Source organism: Lysinibacillus sp. GW823-FHT02G10 (assembly GCF_058797135.1).
The window spans coordinates 686,024-706,494 of sequence record NZ_JBXAJI010000001.1 but is presented as its reverse complement, the minus strand read 5'-3'; the positions used below and the strand labels follow the sequence as shown (position 1 = coordinate 706,494).

The following is a 20,471-nucleotide window of genomic DNA, read 5'->3' as shown; positions in this document are numbered from 1 at the left end:
TCTACGAAATTCTACTACTTTTCAGCATTGGCTAGTGCTTCCGCACGTTCTTGTTCCCACTCGGCAAGTGCTTTTTTAAATTCTTCATTACTCATTGGCTTTTCTAGCACTTGCTGGCCTTTAAATTTCTCTGCCGTTACACCAAATGGCGAATATTGCGCCTCGAATGGATTTAATTTAGATGCCATATAGCCACTACCACCAACTGAATATGGAATAACAAAGGCTTCCTCAATTAAAAACGCTTCTGCCTTCGCAAATAGCTCATAGCGTTTGGCTGTGTCAATTGTTTCTTTCGCTTGATCCACAAGATTTTGATAAGTTGTTTTACCATTCGCCTCTTTATAGCCCTCTGCTAATTCTGGTTTATTATAGGTACCATCGACTGTGAAAGGATCTGTATACGTTGATGGATCTGCATAATCAGGACCCCAGTTCGCCTCTAAGAGCGCAAATTTACCAGGACGACGTACCTCTGATAAGAAGCCTGTGGATGGACCAGCCTCTACGATAATGTCGACATAATCTGTCCCTAGTAGTTTTTCCATTTGCTGCTCGACTACTTGAGAGCGATTAGCCCAATCTGGCATACCAGCGTTATAAGGCATTAAAACCTTTACAGGGAATGTGGCCTTACCTGCTAACGCTGTTTTTGCCTTTTCTTTATACTCTAGGGCCAGCTCTTTATTGAAGGAATCCTCATTGGAAATGGATGTAAGTGGTGCTAGTTGTGTATAATCCACTCCTTCCACATCAACAAAGTTTTTCGGTGTAATGGTATTGCTCAGCAAATCTGCTGGATTATATGGCTCAACCGTTAGCATCGCGGAGACACGGTCAAGTGAATGGAATAAGGATTTGCGGAAATCTTTATTATTGACGGCGATTTCCCAGTTATCAGGCTCGTATTGTGCGTCAAATTGTGGGTTGAAGTTGAGTGCATAAAAGTAGGTATAGAAGTTATTTTGTGTTTGACGAACCTGAGATTTTTTCTTTTCATCTTTAAACCATTCATCAATGATGGAGGTCGGGATACTAGCCGAATCGATTTCGCCACGTAAAAACAGCTCAGGCGCCACAGTTGCCGCCTCTTTATTGTATTTATAGCGAATACGGTCAATCAGCACCTTGTCTTTATCCCAGTACGTTTCATTTTTCACAAGAACGCGTTCATTTTGTGGCTCAAATTTATCTAAAATATAGGCACCGTTATAGAGGAAGTTTTCACGTGTTGTGCCAAAATCCTCTCCCTTTTCCGCAATGAACTTGCCATTCACAGGGAAGAAACAAACATAATTCAACATAGAAAGAAAATAAGGTGTCGGCGCCTCTAAAGTATATTCTACTGTATGTTCATCTAGCGCCTTTATGCCTACTTCCTTGAAATCGTTCATCTCGCCATTATAGAAGGCTTCCCCATTTTTCACCACCGTCGCAATCCAAGCTGTCGACGATTCATTTTTAGCATCAAGCACATAGTGTAAGCCATCCACAAAGTCTTGTGCCACAACATCAGCATATTCCTTGCCCTCATGTGTCACCCATTTTGCGTCATCACGCAATTTGAATGTCCACACCGTAGCATCCTCATTCGCAGACCACTCTTTCGCTAATCCTGGTTGGACCACCCCATAGTTGTCATATTCAATGAGCCCATCCACCATATTCGCAGCTACCGCAAATTCATTTGTTTCTGACGTCTTTAAATAATTTAACGTTTTAATTTCCCCTGAATACACCACTCGATATTCCGATGCTTTTTCACTCGCTGATTTGTCATTACAGGCTACACAAAATAATACGACCAGACATACGAACAGCAACCAATATTTTCTCACAAGCATCCCCCTAGTCATCTTTTTATAATGAAAATCCTATTGGTAGGATGGATTGCATCTTCAATAGGATCATTCAAACATAAGCTAGGTCTGTCTAAATTGACCATCTATCGATGAAATGAACAACGGTACATACTCATTGTCACAGTTATGAGATTAAATTGTTGGTTCTATCAACTATCAAACCACTCAGACAGCGTGTCCCACTGCTTTTTGAGCGGGTCCACCACTTTTTTGATCACTTCTCACCTTTCATGAATTAGAATCCTCACTTGATGTAAAAGCTCTCACTAAACCTTTCCATCATGTTAAAAATTGCAGGACACGCAGCACCTCATAAAAATCATGGGTCATGAACTCCACGGTATTATGCGGTTTGAATTTGGCATTTGGATAAAATGAATTACGATAGGCTCGTGTATGATCACGATAAATAAGCTCTACCCTAAAGTGTTCTGGCAACGTTACCTGTAATGCGGTACGAGGAACCTTCATAGAAGACTCTACCAGTCGCTTGGTTTCCATGATAGTTAGTTGTGGACTGACACTAATCGTCGCATTGCCGATTCCTTCCTTAGTAGCAAATGTGACAATGTGTTCGTTTACGGATTGAATCTCTTCTGTCAACCCCACATCCCCACTCACAAAGGACACAGGAACACCGTGTAAGGCTGCTGCATAGGTATTGATCAGAAATTCACTCGCATATTCGCCATTGATTTTGACATCCGCGTATGTGCAAAGTGTATGGGCTAGTGGGTTACGCTCACTGCCACCCTTGCTGTGATAGCCGATAAAAATAGCACGATCGAAGCTTTTATCGAGACCCGCTACCATACACATAGGGTCGTATGTCCAGCCACGGATAACTTTACAGTTGATTGGTAAATTGGAAATGTCTAGATTGCGGGCTGAATCATGTGCGTCCTTTACTAAAATTTCGGTTGCGCCCCCCGCTATCGCTCCTTCAATGGCAGCTTCTACTTCACGTGTCATTTGTCTTTGGAAAAACTGATAGTCAGGTGCGTTTAACTCGGTCTCACTCCACGAAGTTGTACCTGTAATCCCTTCAATATCTGCACTAATATAAACTTTCATAGAAATCGAAACTCCTTTACATGGTGATTTTGAATTGTTGCGTGTACTGCTCCGTAATGCGCTGCCTGTGCTTGAACACGTCTAGCCCATGCCACATTGCCATAATCATAATGCCACCATTCCTCCGCATAGTTCGTAAATCCAGCAAGTGTCATACAGTTATACAGCAAACGTCGGTACTGACAGGCAAGCGGATTTTCATGCGTATGTTGTTCAAAATAACGGGTCGCGGATTTTTCATTCATTTCATCAAACGCTGTCCCAAGATCGAGGGCTTTACCATGAACATCAGCCAGTGTTACATCGATGGCACCCCCTGTTAAATGGGGGGCTAAATGGGCTGCATCTTTACTTGGAAATGCTACATATTTTTTGGTCGCCTGCACAATCTCTTGTGATGTTAACTGCGGCATCCTTTTTGCTAATTGCTGAGAAAAATGGCTAAACAAATGCTGCTGTACTTGAAATGGACGATAGCCATCATAAAGTAATAAGCAATACTCTTGAGGTAATAATGTTAACACCTGTTGCAAATGCTCATAGACTCCTTCTCTTACATGTATAACTCGTAAACTATTAGAAATCTGTTGCTGATAGTAGATGGGTTCCATAAATATCCTAGGATGAGCACCTGTAAGCTGGATAAGCGGCTCATTGTTTTCACAGACAACTGGTGATGGCGAGGGGCTTCCATTTAGAGAGGGTGCTATCGGTTGAAAAAGGTTCATAATAACAGAACCCTCCTTTAAATAGTTAGATAATTCAGTTTTTTAAGTTGAATGTTATCATATCTCTCTACCATTGACTAGATAAAAAAAGAATAATTACAAAATAATGGATATATTCTTACAATGATACATATTCCAGCAATTGACGGGTCGAAAAACCACTTATATCCTCTAATTAAGGATTTTATTCATCTTATAGCTCGCTCATGCTAAAAAATTAACGAAACCTGTTTGGTGGCCTAAAAAAAGCCATTGAAACACAATTGCTGTTTCAATAGCCTTTTCTTTTATGCCTGTTGAAAGGAGTAAGCTTGTACTGTATGTCCATTGCGGCCAGTTGTTGTCTTAGCTTGGGATAATGAATTTAGTATCGCTTCCTCTGTCGCTTCCGCTGCGGCTGTAAACAGTTGATTCATGATGGGATGATCCTCACGAAGCTGAGTTCTAGTCTCAATAAGCTGATCAGCGGTATGAGGAATACAATGTGCCGTCGTGAAGCCAATCACAATATCGCCACTACCATGTGAAAAATGACTGCCTGTCCGTCCCAAACCGATACCACAGCGTTTAATGACACGTGTTAATTGTCGATTACTTAGCGGGGCATCTGTCGCAAGGACAATGATAATGGAGCCATCTGTTGGTGATAGAGTAGATTGGTTTTGCATAGTTGAGACTTTGTAATGCTCAGCTAAAAACTCCCTGTCTTGACCAAAGTTACTAAGAACTAGGCAGCCTACTGTATAGTTCACTTCATTTGATTCTACTTTGACGATGCGAGAGGAAGAACCAATTCCTCCTTTGTAGCCGAAACACATCATCCCTTTTCCTGCACCAACAGCGCCTTCCTGTGCCGTCTTTGTAGAGGCTTGACGAATGGCTTCTATGGCATGCGCAGGTGTCACTGGACAAGCTCGAATCGAATTAAGATAACTATCATTACACTCGCCCACAACGAGATTAATGGTTCCTGTTGTCAGTCCAATGTCTTCATTCCTATCAAGCATATAGCTTAATGTACCTTGTGTCACAGCGGGTACGCCAAAAGTATTGGTTAACATAATGGGCGATTCCAGTACACCTAGTTCATTCACTTGCACAAGTCCCGTTGTTTTCCCAAAGCCATTTAGTACATAGCTTGCCGCTGTTACCTTTTGCTGAAATACATTGCCTCCATGCGGTAAAATAGCTGTAACGCCTGTACACGCATAGGCCCCATTCTGATCTAATGGCTCATCCAATGTCACATGCCCCACTTGAACTCCTTCTACATCGGTGATGCAGTTTTTCTGACCAACTGGTAACACACCAATTTCAATGCCCAATTGTCTTACTTTTCCCTGCATATTATGCATCCTCCTGAATCGCCATTAACACAGCAGCCTGTGCATGGATAGCCGTTGTATCAAACACGGGAATGCTGACATCCTCCTGCTGAATCAGTAAGCCGATTTCCGTACAGCCCAAAATTACCCCTTGCGCCCCTGCATGTACAAGCTCCTCGATCACTTGGCTATAGTACCTTTTAGATGCTGGTACAATGGTACCAAGACACAATTCATCGTAAATAATTCGGTTTACTTCCATTCGGTCGTTGCTGTCAGGCACGATCACCTCTATGCCAAAGCTTTCTACCCTTGCCTTATAAAACGCTTGCTCCATCGTGTACTTTGTGCCAAGAAGCGCTATTTTCTGTAGCCCCGCTTCTTTGATTTGCTTAGCTGTGGCATCCGCAATATGTAAAATAGGAATGGTTATAGCAGGCTCGATAACATCAATGACCTTATGCATTGTATTGGTACAAATGATGACTAGGTCTGCACCTGCCCGCTCCAGTGCTTGTGCAGCTTGAGCTAGCACCTCACCTGCTTTGTCCCACTCACCGTTAGCTTGAAAATGCTCAATTTGCTGGAAATCTACACTAAACAAAATACATTTCGCAGAGTGTAAGCCCCCTAGTCTATGTTTAACCTGTTCATTGATAAGTCTGTAATATTCAGCAGATGACTCCCAGCTCATCCCACCAATTAAGCCGATTGTTTTCATGTCTACACCACTCCTTTTTTTCTATTATTATACGCCTCTCTCACACAAAAATAAGAAAATTTTCCAAAAATAATATACAAGGATTGGAAAATAGTAGATAAAATAAGTTTTCTCAATTAATAAATTATAAATATCAAAATTTTAGTATAATTCATTATTTTAGAAAAGTTGATTTTTAATAAAAAAACAGTGTAGACTAAAGCGTATTGTGAAAGGAGGACAACTTATGGAATGGATCTCAACAATAGTTGACAGTGGAAATAATATTTTATGGACATATATCCTCATTATCTTACTTTTAGCAGCAGGACTATATTTTTCATTCGGTACGAAGTTTGTACAAATTCGTCTTTTTCCTGAAATGTTTCGTTTAATTGTAGAAAAAAGAGAGGGCGATTCGGGGGTTTCTCCGTTCCAAGCCTTTACCATTAGTGCTGCTTCACGTGTCGGCACAGGAAATATTACAGGGGTAGCCTTAGCCATTGGTGTAGGCGGTCCTGGTGCAGTATTTTGGATGTGGATAATCGCGATTTTAGGGATGGCCACTGCCTTCATTGAAAGTACCTTAGCACAGATCTATAAAGTGAAGGATGGCGATACATTCCGTGGTGGGCCCGCCTACTATATGGAGAAAGCATTAGGTCAGCGAAAGCTTGGCATTATTTTTAGTATTCTATTAACATTAAGCTTTGGCTTTATTTTTAATGCTGTGCAATCCAACACAATTGCCACTTCAGTCGGCGAAGCCTTCGATGTAAATCCAAAGATTATCGGGGCTATACTTGTCATTTTAACTGGATTAATTATTTTTGGTGGTGTCCATCGAATTGTAAAGGTGACACAAGTTCTTGTTCCAGTTATGGCCATCTTCTATTTACTTGTAGCTCTTTTTGTAGTGGTGACTAATTTATCGGAAATCCCACATGTTTTTTCATTAATTTTCACTCATGCATTTGGCCTACAGGAAGCTGCTGGTGGCGCAATTGGGGCAGCAATCATGCAGGGCGTACGTCGCGGTTTATTTTCCAATGAAGCAGGGATGGGAAGTGTACCGAATGCTGCTGCGACTGCTAATACTTCGCATCCTGCTAAACAAGGACTTGTACAAAGCTTAGGTGTCTTTTTTGATACGATTATGATTTGTACAGCCACTGCCTTTATCATTATTTTAGCGGGCTTATATGATAAAGGTGAGAGTGATGGTATTATTTTGACGCAAAATTCTTTAGCTGTTCATGTTGGTGATTGGGCTCCTTATTTTATTGCCATCTCCATCATTTTCTTCGCTTTTAGTTCGATTATTGGTAATTATTATTATGGTGAATCCAATATTGAATTTATGGATGCCCATAAAGCTTGGATGTTTTGCTATCGAATTTTAGTGTTAGTTATGGTCATGTTCGGCTCCATCGCACAGGTACAGCTTGTATGGAATCTCGCTGACCTCTTTATGGGGCTGATGGCGCTTATCAATATCGCCATCATTATGATACTCGGTAAAATTGCCTTCCTCGTGCTAGACGACTTTACTGAGCAACGTAGAGCAGGAAAAAATCCTGTCTTCTATGCAAAATCAATCCCAACCTTAAAAAATACAGACTGTTGGGAAGAAGAAGATCGATAAAATACTGAACGCCACTTCTAAAATTAGAGTGGCGTTTTTTCGATATTTAAATAAATGGTAATTTTATAAAAAACGGTTACTTTGCTCTACTAGTAATCAACACTTAACGCCACCCCAAAATTTTGGAGTGGCGTTGTGCTTTAATATTTAAACTGACTAATCAGTAGCTTTAATTCATCCGCCATATGTGCGAGTGCTTGCGCAGAGGCATTGATTTCCTCCATTGAGGCTAATTGCTCCTCTGTTGATGCCGCTACATCCTCAGACGCCGCTGCATTGCCTTTCGCGGAGAATGCCAAATCTTCTGTTACTGCTGCTACCTCTTGAACACCTGCAGACATCTGTTCAGAGGCTGAGGAGACCTCCTCCATTTTAGGGGTAATCTCATTCATACTTGTCATAATGACTTGGAATTTTGCAATGGCTTCATCGGAAATATGCAATCCACTTTGCACATCCTCTGTAACCTTCGCCATAATACTGACAGATTGCTCCGTTTCTTGCTGAATCCCTCGGATAAGCTCAAATATTTGTTTAGCTGATTCCTGTGATTGCTCTGCAAGCTTACGCACTTCGTCTGCCACGACTGCAAAGCCTTTCCCATGCTCTCCTGCTCTCGCTGCTTCGATAGCTGCATTTAAAGCTAGTAAATTTGTTTGATCTGCAATGCTTGTAATCACATCTAAAATGGATGTAATTTGCTGAGAGCGTTCATGCAATGTCTGGATTTTCGCATTGGAGTCTGCTACGGATAAATGAATGGATTGCATTTGATTCTTTGTATTTTGAACAGCTTGTCCGCCTTCATCCGCCTGTAATGTCGCATGCTGTGAAAGGTCCGTCACAGCGGAGGAGATTTCAGCAATATGCAGAATGGCAGTAGAAAGCTCATGTAAAGAAGCTGCATTTTTATTGGCACTAATCGTTTGAGAATCAGCACTTGTTGCAACATCCTGAATGGAAATCGCCACTTTTTCTGTTGCAATGCTTGTCTGATTGGCATTGGCAGTTAGCTCTTCTGCTGAAGAAGCAACCTCCTCTGCATTTTGTTCAATTTTTTGAATTAGTGTCCGTAAGCTTTCTTGCATATCATTAAAGGCTTGTCCTAATTGGCCAATCTCATCTTTTGACGTAATCGTTACCATTTCCGTGAGATCCCCTTTGCTGATCGTAACCGCACTATCCTTTAAGGCTTTAATTGGTTTAATGACAGCCCTCATTACAAAATAAAAAATGATGGAACTGATAATAATTGCTGCTATGAGGACTAGAATCGTATGGTATAAAATCGAGGAAGCAGACTCATCAATTTCTTCAGCAAAAATCGTTCCTGTTATTTTCCAATTTGTCAGTTCATTTGTCGTATAGAATAATAGACGATCATCACCATTAAAGACATATTCATACGTACCTGATGGACTTTCATACATTTTATCAAGGAAACTTTCTTTCAGCTCCCCTCCCGCTTCAAGTGTAGGATGTGAAATGACCATCTTGTCTTCTCCAAAAATTGAAGGATACCCATTTTTTCCGATTCGAATTGAATCAGCAATTTTTTGAAGATCGGTTAATTTAATATCGATTGCCACAACTCCAGCATGATCCTTCGTCTGCTTAGCAACTGTTACCACCATATCACCCGTCCCCGCATCCTTGTAAGGGTTGGTGATTAAGGTTTCACCTTTTAAAGCTGTCGCCTCTTTATACCAATCTCGATCTAATGGATTATAGTCTGCACCATTCAATTTTGGCTCCTGTGTAAATCGACCGTCATTCATGCCAATATAAACACTCAATACATCTGCATTAAGCTTTGTATATTGCTGAAATTTAGCCACAATCGAAGCTTGTGCTTCTTCATATTGACGCGCATCTATTTCACTACTAAATACATTGATGTCACTCATTTTCTCACTAATTGTTTTGTCAATGAGCTTATTTAAAATGCCTACACTTTCATTGGCACTAAATAAAATTTCTTCTTCAATCGAGTCTTTTGCAGATAAATAAGACAAACTCCCAACAGATATGACAGGGATAAGTAATACTAGCGCGAATAGCGTATAAAGCTTGCCCTTAAAACTGCTAAATAGTTTCTTCATATATCAATCTCCTTTTGATTTTTTCTAAACCTCTCCCTCTCTTTATCTGCTTAACATTTCTCCCAAAGCTTTTATCGGACGAAAAAAATTTTTTCTAACATTTTTACGATTTTCATATTATTCAGGCTTTACCGACAAATAAAACCCCTGTAACTAGACAGGGGTCAATTGAATTTAGTATTTAAACGATTGAATGGATTCTTGCAGGTCTATTGCCATCTTTGCTAGATGGGTAGAGGCTGCTGCTACCTCCTCCATAGCTGCATTTTGTTCCTCTGAAGAGGCTGCAACACTTTGCACATGATGGCTTGATTTTACCGACACTTCACTCATATAGTCCATTTCCTGCACTAACTTTTCAATATCTTGATGAATTGCTTGAATGGCTGCCGTTACTAGCTCGGTCTGTGCTTGTACATCATTAATGGCATCATCAATTTGTATAAAGTTATCCCTTGCCACATTAACCTTTTCACGACCTACATGGACAGAATCATTACTATTAACCATATCTTCCTCGATAATCCTCGTGCTATCTGTAATTTGGGCCACTACTTTTTCAATATCGACTGCAGCAAGATTTGACTCATCTGCTAGCTTGCGGACTTCCTCTGCCACTACCGCAAAGCCTTTCCCATGCTCCCCGCTCCTTGCGGCTTCAATAGAGGCATTGATTGCTAGTAAATTGGTCTGTGTCGCTATACTCTTAATGACATTTACTGCTGATACAATCGCCGCTGTATTGTCATCTAAATCTTGTACACGTGTATTTAGCTCACTTGTGTTAGTAGAGATTTCATTCATTTGCGCTGTAACATCATGTACCGAAGAACGACCTGTTTGTGCCATATTTTTCGTGTTGACTGTTGCTTGATTCACGCTTTGTATGCTTGTAGAAATATCATTCATTTTCTTCAAGATATGGGCAGATAAATTTCGTACATCACTTGTTAATGTATCCTGCTGATCAATACCTTGTGCAATATCATGAATAGATTCTGTTACCACCTCTGTCGCCTGTGTAACCTCCATGCTACTTGCTGTTAGCTGTTCGGATGTTGCGGCAACTTGCTCAGAGGAGTTTCCGACTTGTTTCATCATCAGTCGAAGCTTTTCTGACATACTATTGAAGGAATCGGCTAAGTGCGCAAACTCATCCTTGGTTTTAAATTGTAAATGCGTATGCAAATTCCCTTCCGAAAACTTATCCATTTCAACTACTGTTTGTTGAATATTTTTTGCGATTCGTCTACCAAATAGTGTTGCAATGATAATGCTTATAAGTAGAGAAATAGCCACTAGAATCATAATTTCCAGGCCACTTCTTTCTCCTTTTTGCTTGGTAGCCTCAATATGAGCCTGCATATCTTCTTGCTGAGCTGTTGCCATTGTTTTTCCAAAGACAACCAATTTCTGAGAGCCCTCACCTAAAATCGGTAAAGCCATTTGTTGTGCCTGCTGATGATCCCCTCGCTGATAAAGAGGCACAATCTGCCCATCTATAGCCTTTTCCCAGTCGTCAAGCTGCGATAAAAATTGATCAAAATCTTGATTACTATCGCCTACTTCTTGAAGTCGATTAATCGACGTATGTAAGGTATTTCGGATTTCATGATGATTGTTGAGCATTTCTTCCTTGCCATATAACATATACCCACGAATAGCCGCATTCGCTCGTACGGTTTGGAACGAGATATCTTGATATAAATGGATTAATTCCGTATTGTCTTCGATTTCTGCTAATGTCTGATTATTATTATTCAAGTAGTACATAGCAATCCCTGATATAAGCAGTAAAAAGATGAGGACAATACCAAAAGCAAATTGCAATTTCCGTTCCACAGTTAGTCTCATATGATTCCCTCTATTCTTCTATAATCCACTTGAGTATAGCCTACCTAAACCTATTAGCCTATAAAATCTATGCTCCTCCTCCTAAACTATCGCTAAAATTTAACAATAATGAGAATTTCGCATCTAATCTATTGACAATAATATCCACTATTTTACTAGTTGAAATAGGAAGTAATCATTTGGAAACCATAGAGATAACACCAAAAGAGCGGAAGAAGTAGGAGCATTTTCAGAAAATGACCTCTTTTTTCTAAAAACTCTCGAATGCCTGAAGTCAGCATCATCGCACTCAGTAATAGTAAGCTATGTTGAGCCCCATAAATCTGCATAGAGAATGTGATGACCAAGGGCAGGATGGCTGGATAAATAGAATCTGCTAGTGATCTTTTTTCCCTCGTATTGGAGGGAATGCTTTCTTTCTCTGTGGATTTAGCGGCTATTAGTTTCTTTACAAGCATATAGACAAGACCAAAAAATAAAATTGTATAAACAATAAATAATAGCCACGACATTTTGCTTTTCTCATTTAACAAATGAAAATAATCCTCAGCTTCTTGTGCTTGCAGTACATAATACAATCCTGTTTTTTGATCCATTAGGAAGAATCGTTCATCCTCGACTATTACTTTCAAGGCCGTTTCCTTGCCATTATGGAAGCGTATGTATAAATCACTTACTGCTTCATGGTCTGCTGGTCGACTGCTAAGGTCCTTTTTAGTTTGTAAAACTTGCTGAAGGCGATCTGTATCTTTCACCTCATAGCGGTCGACGTAGAATACTTGCTTTAATGGATATAAATATTGCTCTTTGCCATTACTTCCAGACAAATACCAAGCCTCTTTAATTGATTGAATGGGAGTATGCAGCGGCACTAGCTCCTCCCGCTGCCTTTCATTGTAAATGAAGAGTAGTAGTGTGCTTATACTTAGGACAATGCCCAGAATAAGTGTATGAATATAACCACTCTTGTACACTTTATAACCTCCTTTACCACTTTACATTTATAGTAATTATTGTAATATACGATTTACTACTCTAATAAGTTTCAGCTATACTTAAATAGAGGTGATGATGTATGAGTAGACCAGAATTATACGTACATTTAGTAGTTGGTCCTGACTGTGATTTTGAATCCATGGCCATTCGAGCAGCACTGGAATCTTTTGGTGCAGGAGTGACACTCGATTTAATTGGCAGACCAAATGATTTAATTGATATTTTATCTGGAAATGATCTTCCTCACAAAATGGATTATTTGCTATTAAACTTTCACGGCGATGAGGGGCGATTTTGTCTGCCTGAGCTAGGAGAAGAGGTATATGAAGAAAATGAACCAAGGAGTATCTATTTTGACCCTCAAGATGTCTTAACCTATTGTCAGCTACAGGGTGTCAAGGTCATTGCGGCAGGCTGTACATTAGGCTGGCAGCAGCTAGCGACAGCCTTTTTAGAGAGTGGCTGTCATTCCTACCTAGCTCCTGATGATTATATTGAGGGTAATGCTAATCTCATGTTTCTAATTCACTTTTTCTATGAGATAATCACAAATCATAGAAGTCAGCAGGAGGCATTTGAACTCGCTCAAGCGACCGACCTAGAAACAGCCTTATACAAGCTCTATTTAGCAGAAAAAAGATCGTAGCACCTACTACTTGGCTACGATCTTTCTTCTTTAGCGTTGATGTTTATCTAGCATGGCTTCAGTAAAAGCTTGTGACTGTCCTTTAGGAATACTGAGTGTTTGCCAATCAGAGCCCTTTACCAATTTGGCGATATAAATGATTTGACCGACGTGCTGTGCATAGTGTGCCATTTGTCTTTCAATAGCATCAATGACTGCTAGTCGCTCCCCTCTAATCGTGACATGTCCCTGTAAATCGGATTCTGTTAAACTCGCCAAGGCCTCTAAAAACACTTGCCACCCCTTGTCCCAAGCTGAGATGATTGCTTCTTTGGTGTGAAGACTATCCTCAAACTCATCATCTCGATTTCTCGTTGGCTTTTCTCCATCTGTCGTTAAAAAATCTGTCCAGCGGGAAACCATATTTCCACTTATATGCTTTACAATCACTGCAATACTATTGGATTCTTCATTGTATGCCCAGTGCAATTGTGCCTCTTCCATTTGGGCAAGTGTTTTATCCCCTAGCTCTTTCACACTTTGAAATCTTTTCTGAACAACTTGTAAATAGGTTTGTGCAATTGTCATAGTCGAACCTCCATCCCCTCTTTTCTATCATTCTATTATAGCTCAATTGAAATGTCTCATGACTTATTCGCCAAGAATAAAATCTCTTGCAAGGATCGCCATTTTTTCTTGAACCTCCTGTGGTTCTCCATCAAGTTGATACCCGATATGATAGACATAGCCGTTATAGTAAGAATAAAACTCATTGGCTCTAGTAGTCATTTGAAAGATTCGCTTATCCGTCTCATCATAATTATAATAAGTATATACATAACCTCGTTCTGGTGATATCTCCCGATAAAACAGGGGATTCATAAAATTTAAGCCTATATTCGAAACTTTCATCCCTAAAGTTTCTTCCATATTTTTAGACTTCACATAGCTCGCTAAGGGATTATACTTTACATTTGTCACGGTAAAATTAATAAATTGTAAATCCACCCCAGTGGAGGATTTTTCTTTATAGCTAAATTGAAATTGCGTTTGTTGGCTACCATCCTCCATTTTTGCTGAAATTGCATAGACCTCATGTATATTTGGTTGAAATGGTAAATTTTCAGGATCAGTGAGATGAACGACATCCTCCAGTGATGTTGCTACTGATTGCATCGCCTCTAAACCTTGAAGTGGTGCATAATATTGGATATGTTTTGCCTGACTTAAATAATTAGCAAGTGGAAGAAAATTACTGTATGCTGTGGCTTTTCCCTCCACTTCTGTTTGAAATAAATCCGTGAATGTAGGTGTTACCCCTCCATCCTGTGTCGCCAGCTCATCCATCGGTTTTGCGGCTTGCCAGGCAATAAATAGTAAAATAGAGCAGGTAATCATTATCGTAACGGCACGATATGTCCATCTTGGCTTGGGCATAACAGGCTCTTGCTGAATTTGTTGTCCAACCTTATGAATAATGGCTTCCTTATGTGCTGAAACATCTTGTAGTACCTGCATTGTATGCTTATCCATGGAAAAGCACCTCCCATTCAATATGTTGTAACTCTATTTTTAATAGCTCCTTTCCTTTCTTTAAACGTGATTTCACAGTACCTTCAGGAATCGCAAGTAGCTCCGCAATCTCTTTAATCGTCATCTCCTCCAAGTAAAAATAGACAATTGCTTCTCGTGGTTTGAGAGGTAAGCTTAAAATGGCATCATCTAACAGTGCTTGTTCATCTTGACGAATCAGTGTGTCCGGCAATGTTGATTTTTGTTTGGTAAAAAATTTATGCTGAAATGTTATTTTTCTGTATGCCCAGCTTTTTAAATAATCTTTGCATTTATTGATTGTCATGCGGGCTAAGTATGCCTTCATCTCTCCTCGTTCCTCATATTGTTTTTGATGATAGAACTTAATAAACACATCCTGTACAATATCCTCGGCTATTTGTAAATCCTTTGTATAGTAATAAGCAATTCGAAACAATTGCTCCGTATGTATAGCCATTAACTGCTCGAAATTTTCATGATCAGACACGCCATCATCCTCCTTCTACACTATAAACGACTCACAACCAGAAAAAGATTATTTTTCCAGATAGAAAAATACATAAAAAAACCGCCTCAACCATTTGAGACGGTTTACTGTTACTTTATAAATTTTCATCAATATATGTTTCGATATCAGAAGCTATCGTATCTATCGGTACATCTTCAATGTTTTCAGCATAGCCATTATACATTTTGACGAGGACACCATCTTTATCGACTAAGAAAAATTGATTGCCATGAATGACTTGGTCACTGTTAGGGTCGTTTTTCACTAAAATCTTTGTATTTTTCACCGCAAATTGTTCGATATATTTCTGTGAATACCCTGTAAGAAGGTTCCATTTAGATTCATCTGGAACATTGTATTTACTAAGATAATCCGCTAACACATCTGGTTGATCAACATCTGGATCTACTGAAAAGGCAACGATGTTATAGTCCTCTACTCCTTTTTTCTGAAGCTTTTCTTGGACTTGTGCCATGTTTAATGACATGGGCGGGCAGATGGACACACAGTTTGTGAAAATATACATACCAATCCAAGGCTTACCTTTTAAGCTTTCAAGCGAAACCGTTTCACCACGTTGATTAACATGTTCAAAATCGGGTATTTCTAGACTATAATCTGCTTTAAATTTTGAGTTTCCACATGCGCCTAGCACAGATGCACAGGCTAACAGCAGCACTAGCCCTATTAATTTACGTTTCATGTCAACACTCTCCCTAACCTACACTATCCCCATCCTAACGTAGGTTGTAAGCGTTGACAAGAACTTCTAAGTGACAGCTTTCGTACATCTTTGTGAAATCCATTTCATTTTAATGAAACGAGTGCAGCATGAATCGCATCAAGCTTTACTTCGACGCGGTGCAATAAATAAAATGACACTAAAATCGGAAAACCGATATCGGATATCATGTTCAACCACTGTTCCATCCTTCTCCTCCTCTCTCACGTTAAAAATGGTCTTTGCACTTCTCGTAGCAAAGACCATTGTTGAATTATTCTGTTACTACTTCAAATTCTGTGACTTGACGATCTACAATACGAGCTCCCTTGATGGCTGACAGTGCACCACCTTGCCCAGTAAAAACATTTTTAGCCATAATCGTTCCCATTGCCTGCTGAATGTCAGTCACCGTGATATTCGGCTTCGGTGCATCAATCGAAAGGGTTGTCGTTTTCCCATCAGTTGTGGCAAATTGCAATTCTAGAACTTGTGTCATTCTGTGATCCCTCCTTAAGATAAATCGTGTGTTTCCTGTTTCGCAATGCCAGCCAGTGATTGTGATGAAAGACTAGCAATAGCATAAGCAACAGCTAACAAATCGTCCGCGCTATGTGTGTTGTTAATATTTCGATACGATTTCGTGGTGAACGTAGGCTCATTGTTCTCATCATAGCCATCCACATACTTGAGACGCAGTGTAGCATTTACAAAGTTAACATTAGCCATGTAGCATCACCTCCCTTCTGCACACTATATAAAGGCGAATTGCTAAAAAAGGGACATTAAGGATGAATTTTTTTTCGGAAGCTTTTATAATAGAGTGAGAGAAGGCAAAGAGGTGAACGATTTGTTACAAGGTTGGTTTTTATGGTTTATTTTATTTTGGGTTGTCGTCCTCATTTCATTGATGGCTATTGGCGGATTCTTCATGTTCCGCAAATTTTTAAAGGCACTCCCAAAGCAGGATGGAAAATCTGATTTAGATTGGCAAGAATATTATTTAGATAAAACTGTTCACTTGTGGGGACAAGCTGAAAAAGAATTACTCTATGAACTCGTAAGCCCCGTCCCTGAGCTTTTTAGACAAGTGGCGAAGGAAAAAATTGCAGGAAAAATTGGCGAGCTCGCATTAGAAGAAAAAGCAGCTGCCATTAACAATGACCTCATTATTCGCGGCTATATCCAAGCAACACCAAAACGCGATCACAAATTTTTACGCAAAAAATTAGAGCAAATGCAAATTGACATCTCCCCCTACGAACATCTATTCGAATGAGTAAACGCTGCACAAATCTTTGTGCAGCGTTTTTACTTAGCTATGGGATTATTGTCCTAAGAAGCTATCCTGCACTTTGCTAGCTTTTTCCTCTTTAGTTGGACTTCTAACCGCGCTTTGCTGCTCTATCCTCTACTTTTGAGATTCTATCCGCCACTTTTATGAAGCTATCCTGCACTTTCCTAGCTTTTTCCTCTTTATTTAGACTCCTATCCGCGCTTTGCTGCTCTATCCTCTACTTTTGAGGTTCTATCCGCCACTTTTATGAAGCTATCCTGCACTTTGCTAGCTTTATCCTCTTTAGTTGGACCTCTAGCCGCGCTTTGCTGCTCTATCCTCTACTTTTGAATTTTTATCCGCCACTTTTATGAGGCTATCCTGCACTTTGCAAGCTTTATCCTCTTTTTTTGGACTTCTATCCGCGCTTTGCTGCTTTATCCGTCACTTTTATAAGGCTATCCAGTTCCTCCAGCGCTTAAATGCATAAAAAAACTACACTAGCTTCAGCACTAGTGTAGTTTTGGAATTGTTTTTTTGACGCGTTTAAACTGGATTAGCATTGCGATACGCCATGGTACTAACATGGCAAAGGCTAATATCCAGAACATACCTGCTAATTCACCGACATCGATGGAGCTACTTAAAATCATTTTCGCCACCACTCGGAATATTAACAATCCGATTAATATAAAAGCGAATGCTTTTGAACGTTTTAAATAAATATCTCGACCCTTTACTTCAAATTTAGAAGTAGCAATTAATATTGTCGAGAATACCATTCCTACAGCTGCCGCCTCTAAGATTTGCATTGGTGGTACACGGAATTGCTCGAATAAAAACATCAGTGCACCTGAGGACATCGCTATTGGTGGAATAATAATTTTCTTCTCATTTGTCGGCATTTTGGAAGCTCTCATTCGTATGACCATCACAAAGCTCCCCATAAGAATGGCCATAATGGTCGACCCTATAACATAATAGTGAGAAGGGATGCTGCTTAACATAAAAAAATCCTCCTCTAATGTCTAATTAACAATTTTGTCCAAGTAATTGATCAGCAACAGCCTTTAATCGTTCTGGCTCGAAAGGCTTTGTAATAAAATCCTTTGCCCCACTCTCAATCGCTTCTACGATTAATTTTTGCTGCCCTAATGCTGTTACCATAATGATTTTTGCATCTGGAAATTCTGGGATGATTTTTTTTACGGCTGCAATACCTGTCATAACGGGCATCGTTACATCCATTGTGACTAAATCTGGTTGTAACTCACGATACATCGCCACAGCTTCCTTACCATTTACTGCCTTACCGACTACCTCATAGCCCCATTCTGTAAACATATTACTGATTGCAACACGCATAAATAGCGTATCATCTACTACTAAAACTGTAGGCACATGTTCATCTCCCTCCACGTTAAAGTTCGGTATGCCTCTTTAGTTTAACAAATTAAAACCCTGTAAATCCACCGAAAATAGGCTGTAAAACGCGTGTAATATACGTTAAGCCATCAAAGAATAATAAAATCCCAACGGCAATCATGATGTAACCGCCGATTTTTACAATTTTCTGGCTGTGTGTACGAATCCAAGTCATTCGTGAAATGAAGAAAGATAGCACGAAGAATGGAATGGCGAATCCTAAATAATACGCAAACATATAGCTAAAGCCCGCACCTGGGTTTGTACTTGCTAACATGATAATCGATGCAAGGATTGGTCCTGTACATGGTGTCCAGCCTGCCGCAAAGGCAATACCAATTAAGACAGACCCAAAATAGCCAGATGGTCTATTTTTAAATTGGAACTTTCGATCCTTCATTAAGAAGTCTATCTGCAATAATCCCACAATCATTAAACCGAATACGACGATTAAAATAGCCCCAACCTGTCGTAATAATGTTTGATAATTTAGGAAGAATTCTGCTGCATATGAAGCACTTAGTCCAATAATGATAAAGATAATGGAAAAGCCTAGTAAAAAGAATAGTGTGTGGAAAATGGCACGTTTTTGTAGCATACCTTTTTCTGATTTTAGCTCATCTAATGTCATACCCGTTATGTACGATAAAAATGCTGGATATAGTGGAAGAGTACATGGTGAAATAAAACTTAAGAACCCTGCACCAAAAGCTAAAAATACGTTAATATCAGATCCCATATTTTTTATTCGCTCCTTACAGTTACTGCATCCATCGTACCAAAAAACAAAATAAAAAGCGCCCTTCTAGTTTGTGAACGTTTCATGGCAAAATGATGAGATTTTTGAGAAGTCCCACCAAGCTACTTCTGCATTATGCGCTCCTGTTGATTTTCTGTCAACAAAATCCGCCATTCTTCCCCCTTTTTCAAAAAGAATATAGCTAATTTTTCTACCTTTTTCTTGACAGTGTCGATTACTTGTCATTAATGTTGAAAGAAGCTTCTGTTTTTCATAGACACTATCACGCCCATGTTATAGTAAGAAACTATTTATTTTACACTCATCTTTTAAATCATCTGGATATACAGTCATCAGATGACCTTATTATATGTTTATATGTTTCCATTATGATTTCTTTAAATTTCGACATTCCTCTACTCTACACAAAGTGTTCATGGTAAACCATGAGTAAACGACTTATTTTCATGTATAATGATGATAGCAAATGAGCGAAAAAAAGAGGTGTAGCCATTGGAATTAAGAAAGATTAGACCAAAAAAGATCTATGAAGAAGTATCCGAAATCTTGCATGAAAAAATAAGAGCTGGTGTCCTAAAGCCAGGTGATCGGCTTGACTCAGTTGAGCAGCTTGCGGAGCAATTACAAGTGAGTCGTTCCGCTGTACGGGAGGCATTATCTGCATTAAAAGCAATGGGATTGATTGAAATCAAACAAGGCTCTGGAACGTTTGTCAAAAGTGTGCCAGCCCATCAGCTTGACTTTCCTTTATCCACCGCTATGTTAACGAATAAACAGGATATTGCTCATTTACTAGAAGTGCGCAAAATTATTGAAGTGGGAGCGGCAGGACGTGCAGCCCTCCAACGTACAGATCAGGATATTCAGGCAATGGTACAAATTTTAGAGGATATGAAGCAGGCACATGGTGATGGCGAGCTTGGTGAAAAAGCAGATTATCAATTTCATGCAGCTATTTCCAATGCCTCTCAAAACCCCCTACTTACTACAATTTTAGATCAAATTTCTGGTTTAATGATCGAAACGATGAAAGAGACACGGCGAATTTGGTTGTATTCACAAAAAACAACGAGCGAACAATTATATGATGAACATATGCAGATTTTCCTCGCGATTAAACAGCAAAACGAAGAGCTAGCCAAACATGCAATGGCATCTCATTTAAGCAACGTTGAAAAAGTGCTATTACAATATTTCGAAACAACAGAATCCAATTCACACTAAACTACCTAGTACAAGCTAGGTAGTTTTTCTTTTCTGAAAATTCATAAAAAAACGTTTTCACTTTTTCAAATTTGTTGTAAGATTAAATTATT

The 20,471-nt window shown here is 39.5% G+C and carries 22 protein-coding genes; 4 read left to right on the top strand and 18 right to left on the bottom strand.

From position 1 onward, the window contains the following. Positions 1-14: 14 nt before the first annotated feature. The 5 genes from AC1RFD_RS03495 to AC1RFD_RS03475 all read right to left on the bottom strand — a co-directional run bounded on the left by AC1RFD_RS03495 (position 15) and on the right by AC1RFD_RS03475 (position 5,710). Positions 15-1,844, bottom strand: a complete 1,830-nt coding sequence (locus AC1RFD_RS03495; RefSeq protein WP_485598886.1) for a peptide ABC transporter substrate-binding protein — start codon at positions 1,842-1,844, stop codon at positions 15-17. A 297-nt stretch (positions 1,845-2,141) separates the two neighbouring features. After that, positions 2,142-2,936, bottom strand: coding sequence for a M55 family metallopeptidase (locus AC1RFD_RS03490; protein ID WP_054550855.1), 795 nt, complete (start codon positions 2,934-2,936; stop codon positions 2,142-2,144). After that, a complete protein-coding gene (locus AC1RFD_RS03485) occupies positions 2,933-3,664 on the bottom strand; it encodes a M15 family metallopeptidase (RefSeq protein WP_233732580.1) in 732 nt (243 codons plus the stop codon). Before AC1RFD_RS03485 ends, AC1RFD_RS03490 begins: the two co-directional genes overlap by 4 nt. Before the next feature lie 287 nt (positions 3,665-3,951). Beyond that, entirely contained in the window at positions 3,952-5,010 is a 1,059-nt protein-coding gene (locus AC1RFD_RS03480) for a DmpA family aminopeptidase (RefSeq protein ID WP_048390224.1), read from the bottom strand. 1 nt (position 5,011) lies between these two features. Further along, positions 5,012-5,710, bottom strand: a complete 699-nt coding sequence (locus AC1RFD_RS03475; RefSeq protein WP_054550854.1) for an aspartate/glutamate racemase family protein — start codon at positions 5,708-5,710, stop codon at positions 5,012-5,014. Positions 5,711-5,936: 226 nt separating this feature from the next. Between AC1RFD_RS03475 and AC1RFD_RS03470 the strand changes: the two genes are divergently transcribed. Continuing rightward, on the top strand, positions 5,937-7,334 hold the full coding sequence (locus tag AC1RFD_RS03470; RefSeq protein ID WP_054550853.1) for an alanine/glycine:cation symporter family protein: 1,398 nt from the start codon (positions 5,937-5,939) through the stop codon (positions 7,332-7,334). A gap of 140 nt (positions 7,335-7,474) precedes the next feature. Here the strand turns inward: AC1RFD_RS03470 and AC1RFD_RS03465 are convergent, their stop codons facing one another. From AC1RFD_RS03465 to AC1RFD_RS03455, 3 genes are all read right to left on the bottom strand, one after another. After that, entirely contained in the window at positions 7,475-9,436 is a 1,962-nt protein-coding gene (locus AC1RFD_RS03465) for a methyl-accepting chemotaxis protein (RefSeq protein WP_048390218.1), read from the bottom strand. A gap of 174 nt (positions 9,437-9,610) precedes the next feature. Beyond that, the gene (locus AC1RFD_RS03460) at positions 9,611-11,290 is read right to left on the bottom strand and encodes a methyl-accepting chemotaxis protein (RefSeq protein WP_115673938.1); all 1,680 of its coding nucleotides are present in this window, start codon (positions 11,288-11,290) and stop codon (positions 9,611-9,613) included. Positions 11,291-11,445: 155 nt separating this feature from the next. Continuing rightward, entirely contained in the window at positions 11,446-12,264 is an 819-nt protein-coding gene (locus AC1RFD_RS03455) for a hypothetical protein (protein WP_403019333.1), read from the bottom strand. A 101-nt stretch (positions 12,265-12,365) separates the two neighbouring features. On the opposite strand from AC1RFD_RS03455, the gene AC1RFD_RS03450 reads away from it, so the two are divergent. Further along, positions 12,366-12,932, top strand: coding sequence for a hypothetical protein (locus tag AC1RFD_RS03450; RefSeq protein WP_004229454.1), 567 nt, complete (start codon positions 12,366-12,368; stop codon positions 12,930-12,932). Positions 12,933-12,962: 30 nt separating this feature from the next. Here AC1RFD_RS03450 and AC1RFD_RS03445 read toward each other — a convergent pair whose 3' ends face one another. From AC1RFD_RS03445 to AC1RFD_RS03415, 7 genes are all read right to left on the bottom strand, one after another. After that, positions 12,963-13,499 carry a DUF1572 family protein gene (locus AC1RFD_RS03445; RefSeq protein WP_016992030.1) on the bottom strand — a complete coding sequence of 179 codons (537 nt, stop codon included), beginning with the start codon at positions 13,497-13,499 and terminating at the stop codon, positions 12,963-12,965. Positions 13,500-13,562: 63 nt separating this feature from the next. Continuing rightward, the gene (locus AC1RFD_RS03440; protein WP_492474494.1) at positions 13,563-14,444 is read right to left on the bottom strand and encodes a hypothetical protein; all 882 of its coding nucleotides are present in this window, start codon (positions 14,442-14,444) and stop codon (positions 13,563-13,565) included. Then, a complete protein-coding gene (locus AC1RFD_RS03435) occupies positions 14,437-14,952 on the bottom strand; it encodes an RNA polymerase sigma factor (protein ID WP_081011064.1) in 516 nt (171 codons plus the stop codon). The genes AC1RFD_RS03440 and AC1RFD_RS03435 overlap by 8 nt, the downstream gene beginning before the upstream one ends. 115 nt (positions 14,953-15,067) lie before the next feature. Then, on the bottom strand, positions 15,068-15,676 hold the full coding sequence (locus AC1RFD_RS03430; RefSeq protein ID WP_054550847.1) for an SCO family protein: 609 nt from the start codon (positions 15,674-15,676) through the stop codon (positions 15,068-15,070). 104 nt (positions 15,677-15,780) lie between these two features. After that, positions 15,781-15,903, bottom strand: coding sequence for a YvrJ family protein (locus tag AC1RFD_RS03425; protein WP_004229459.1), 123 nt, complete (start codon positions 15,901-15,903; stop codon positions 15,781-15,783). Between the two features lie 65 nt (positions 15,904-15,968). Then, positions 15,969-16,193: a DUF2922 domain-containing protein gene (locus tag AC1RFD_RS03420; protein ID WP_066037397.1), complete on the bottom strand. Its 225-nt coding sequence runs from the start codon at positions 16,191-16,193 to the stop codon at positions 15,969-15,971. Between the two features lie 14 nt (positions 16,194-16,207). Then, positions 16,208-16,423, bottom strand: coding sequence for a DUF1659 domain-containing protein (locus AC1RFD_RS03415; RefSeq protein ID WP_004229465.1), 216 nt, complete (start codon positions 16,421-16,423; stop codon positions 16,208-16,210). Positions 16,424-16,544: 121 nt separating this feature from the next. On the opposite strand from AC1RFD_RS03415, the gene AC1RFD_RS03410 reads away from it, so the two are divergent. Next, complete coding sequence (locus tag AC1RFD_RS03410; protein ID WP_004229468.1) at positions 16,545-16,973, top strand: DUF2621 domain-containing protein; 429 nt, start codon at positions 16,545-16,547, stop codon at positions 16,971-16,973. 509 nt (positions 16,974-17,482) lie between these two features. On the opposite strand, the gene AC1RFD_RS03405 is transcribed toward AC1RFD_RS03410, so the two are convergent. Genes AC1RFD_RS03405 through AC1RFD_RS03395 form a run of 3 tightly spaced genes read right to left on the bottom strand, consistent with a single transcriptional unit; the run spans position 17,483 to position 19,134 of the window. Then, positions 17,483-17,977 carry a CcdC family protein gene (locus AC1RFD_RS03405; protein WP_004229470.1) on the bottom strand — a complete coding sequence of 165 codons (495 nt, stop codon included), beginning with the start codon at positions 17,975-17,977 and terminating at the stop codon, positions 17,483-17,485. A 25-nt stretch (positions 17,978-18,002) separates the two neighbouring features. Then, the gene (locus AC1RFD_RS03400) at positions 18,003-18,371 is read right to left on the bottom strand and encodes a response regulator (protein ID WP_009374189.1); all 369 of its coding nucleotides are present in this window, start codon (positions 18,369-18,371) and stop codon (positions 18,003-18,005) included. 52 nt (positions 18,372-18,423) lie between these two features. Further along, positions 18,424-19,134, bottom strand: a complete 711-nt coding sequence (locus AC1RFD_RS03395) for a cytochrome c biogenesis CcdA family protein (RefSeq protein WP_016995208.1) — start codon at positions 19,132-19,134, stop codon at positions 18,424-18,426. Between the two features lie 513 nt (positions 19,135-19,647). Here AC1RFD_RS03395 and AC1RFD_RS03390 point away from each other — a divergent pair. Continuing rightward, complete coding sequence (locus AC1RFD_RS03390) at positions 19,648-20,379, top strand: FadR/GntR family transcriptional regulator (protein ID WP_048390198.1); 732 nt, start codon at positions 19,648-19,650, stop codon at positions 20,377-20,379. Positions 20,380-20,471: the final 92 nt, after the last annotated feature.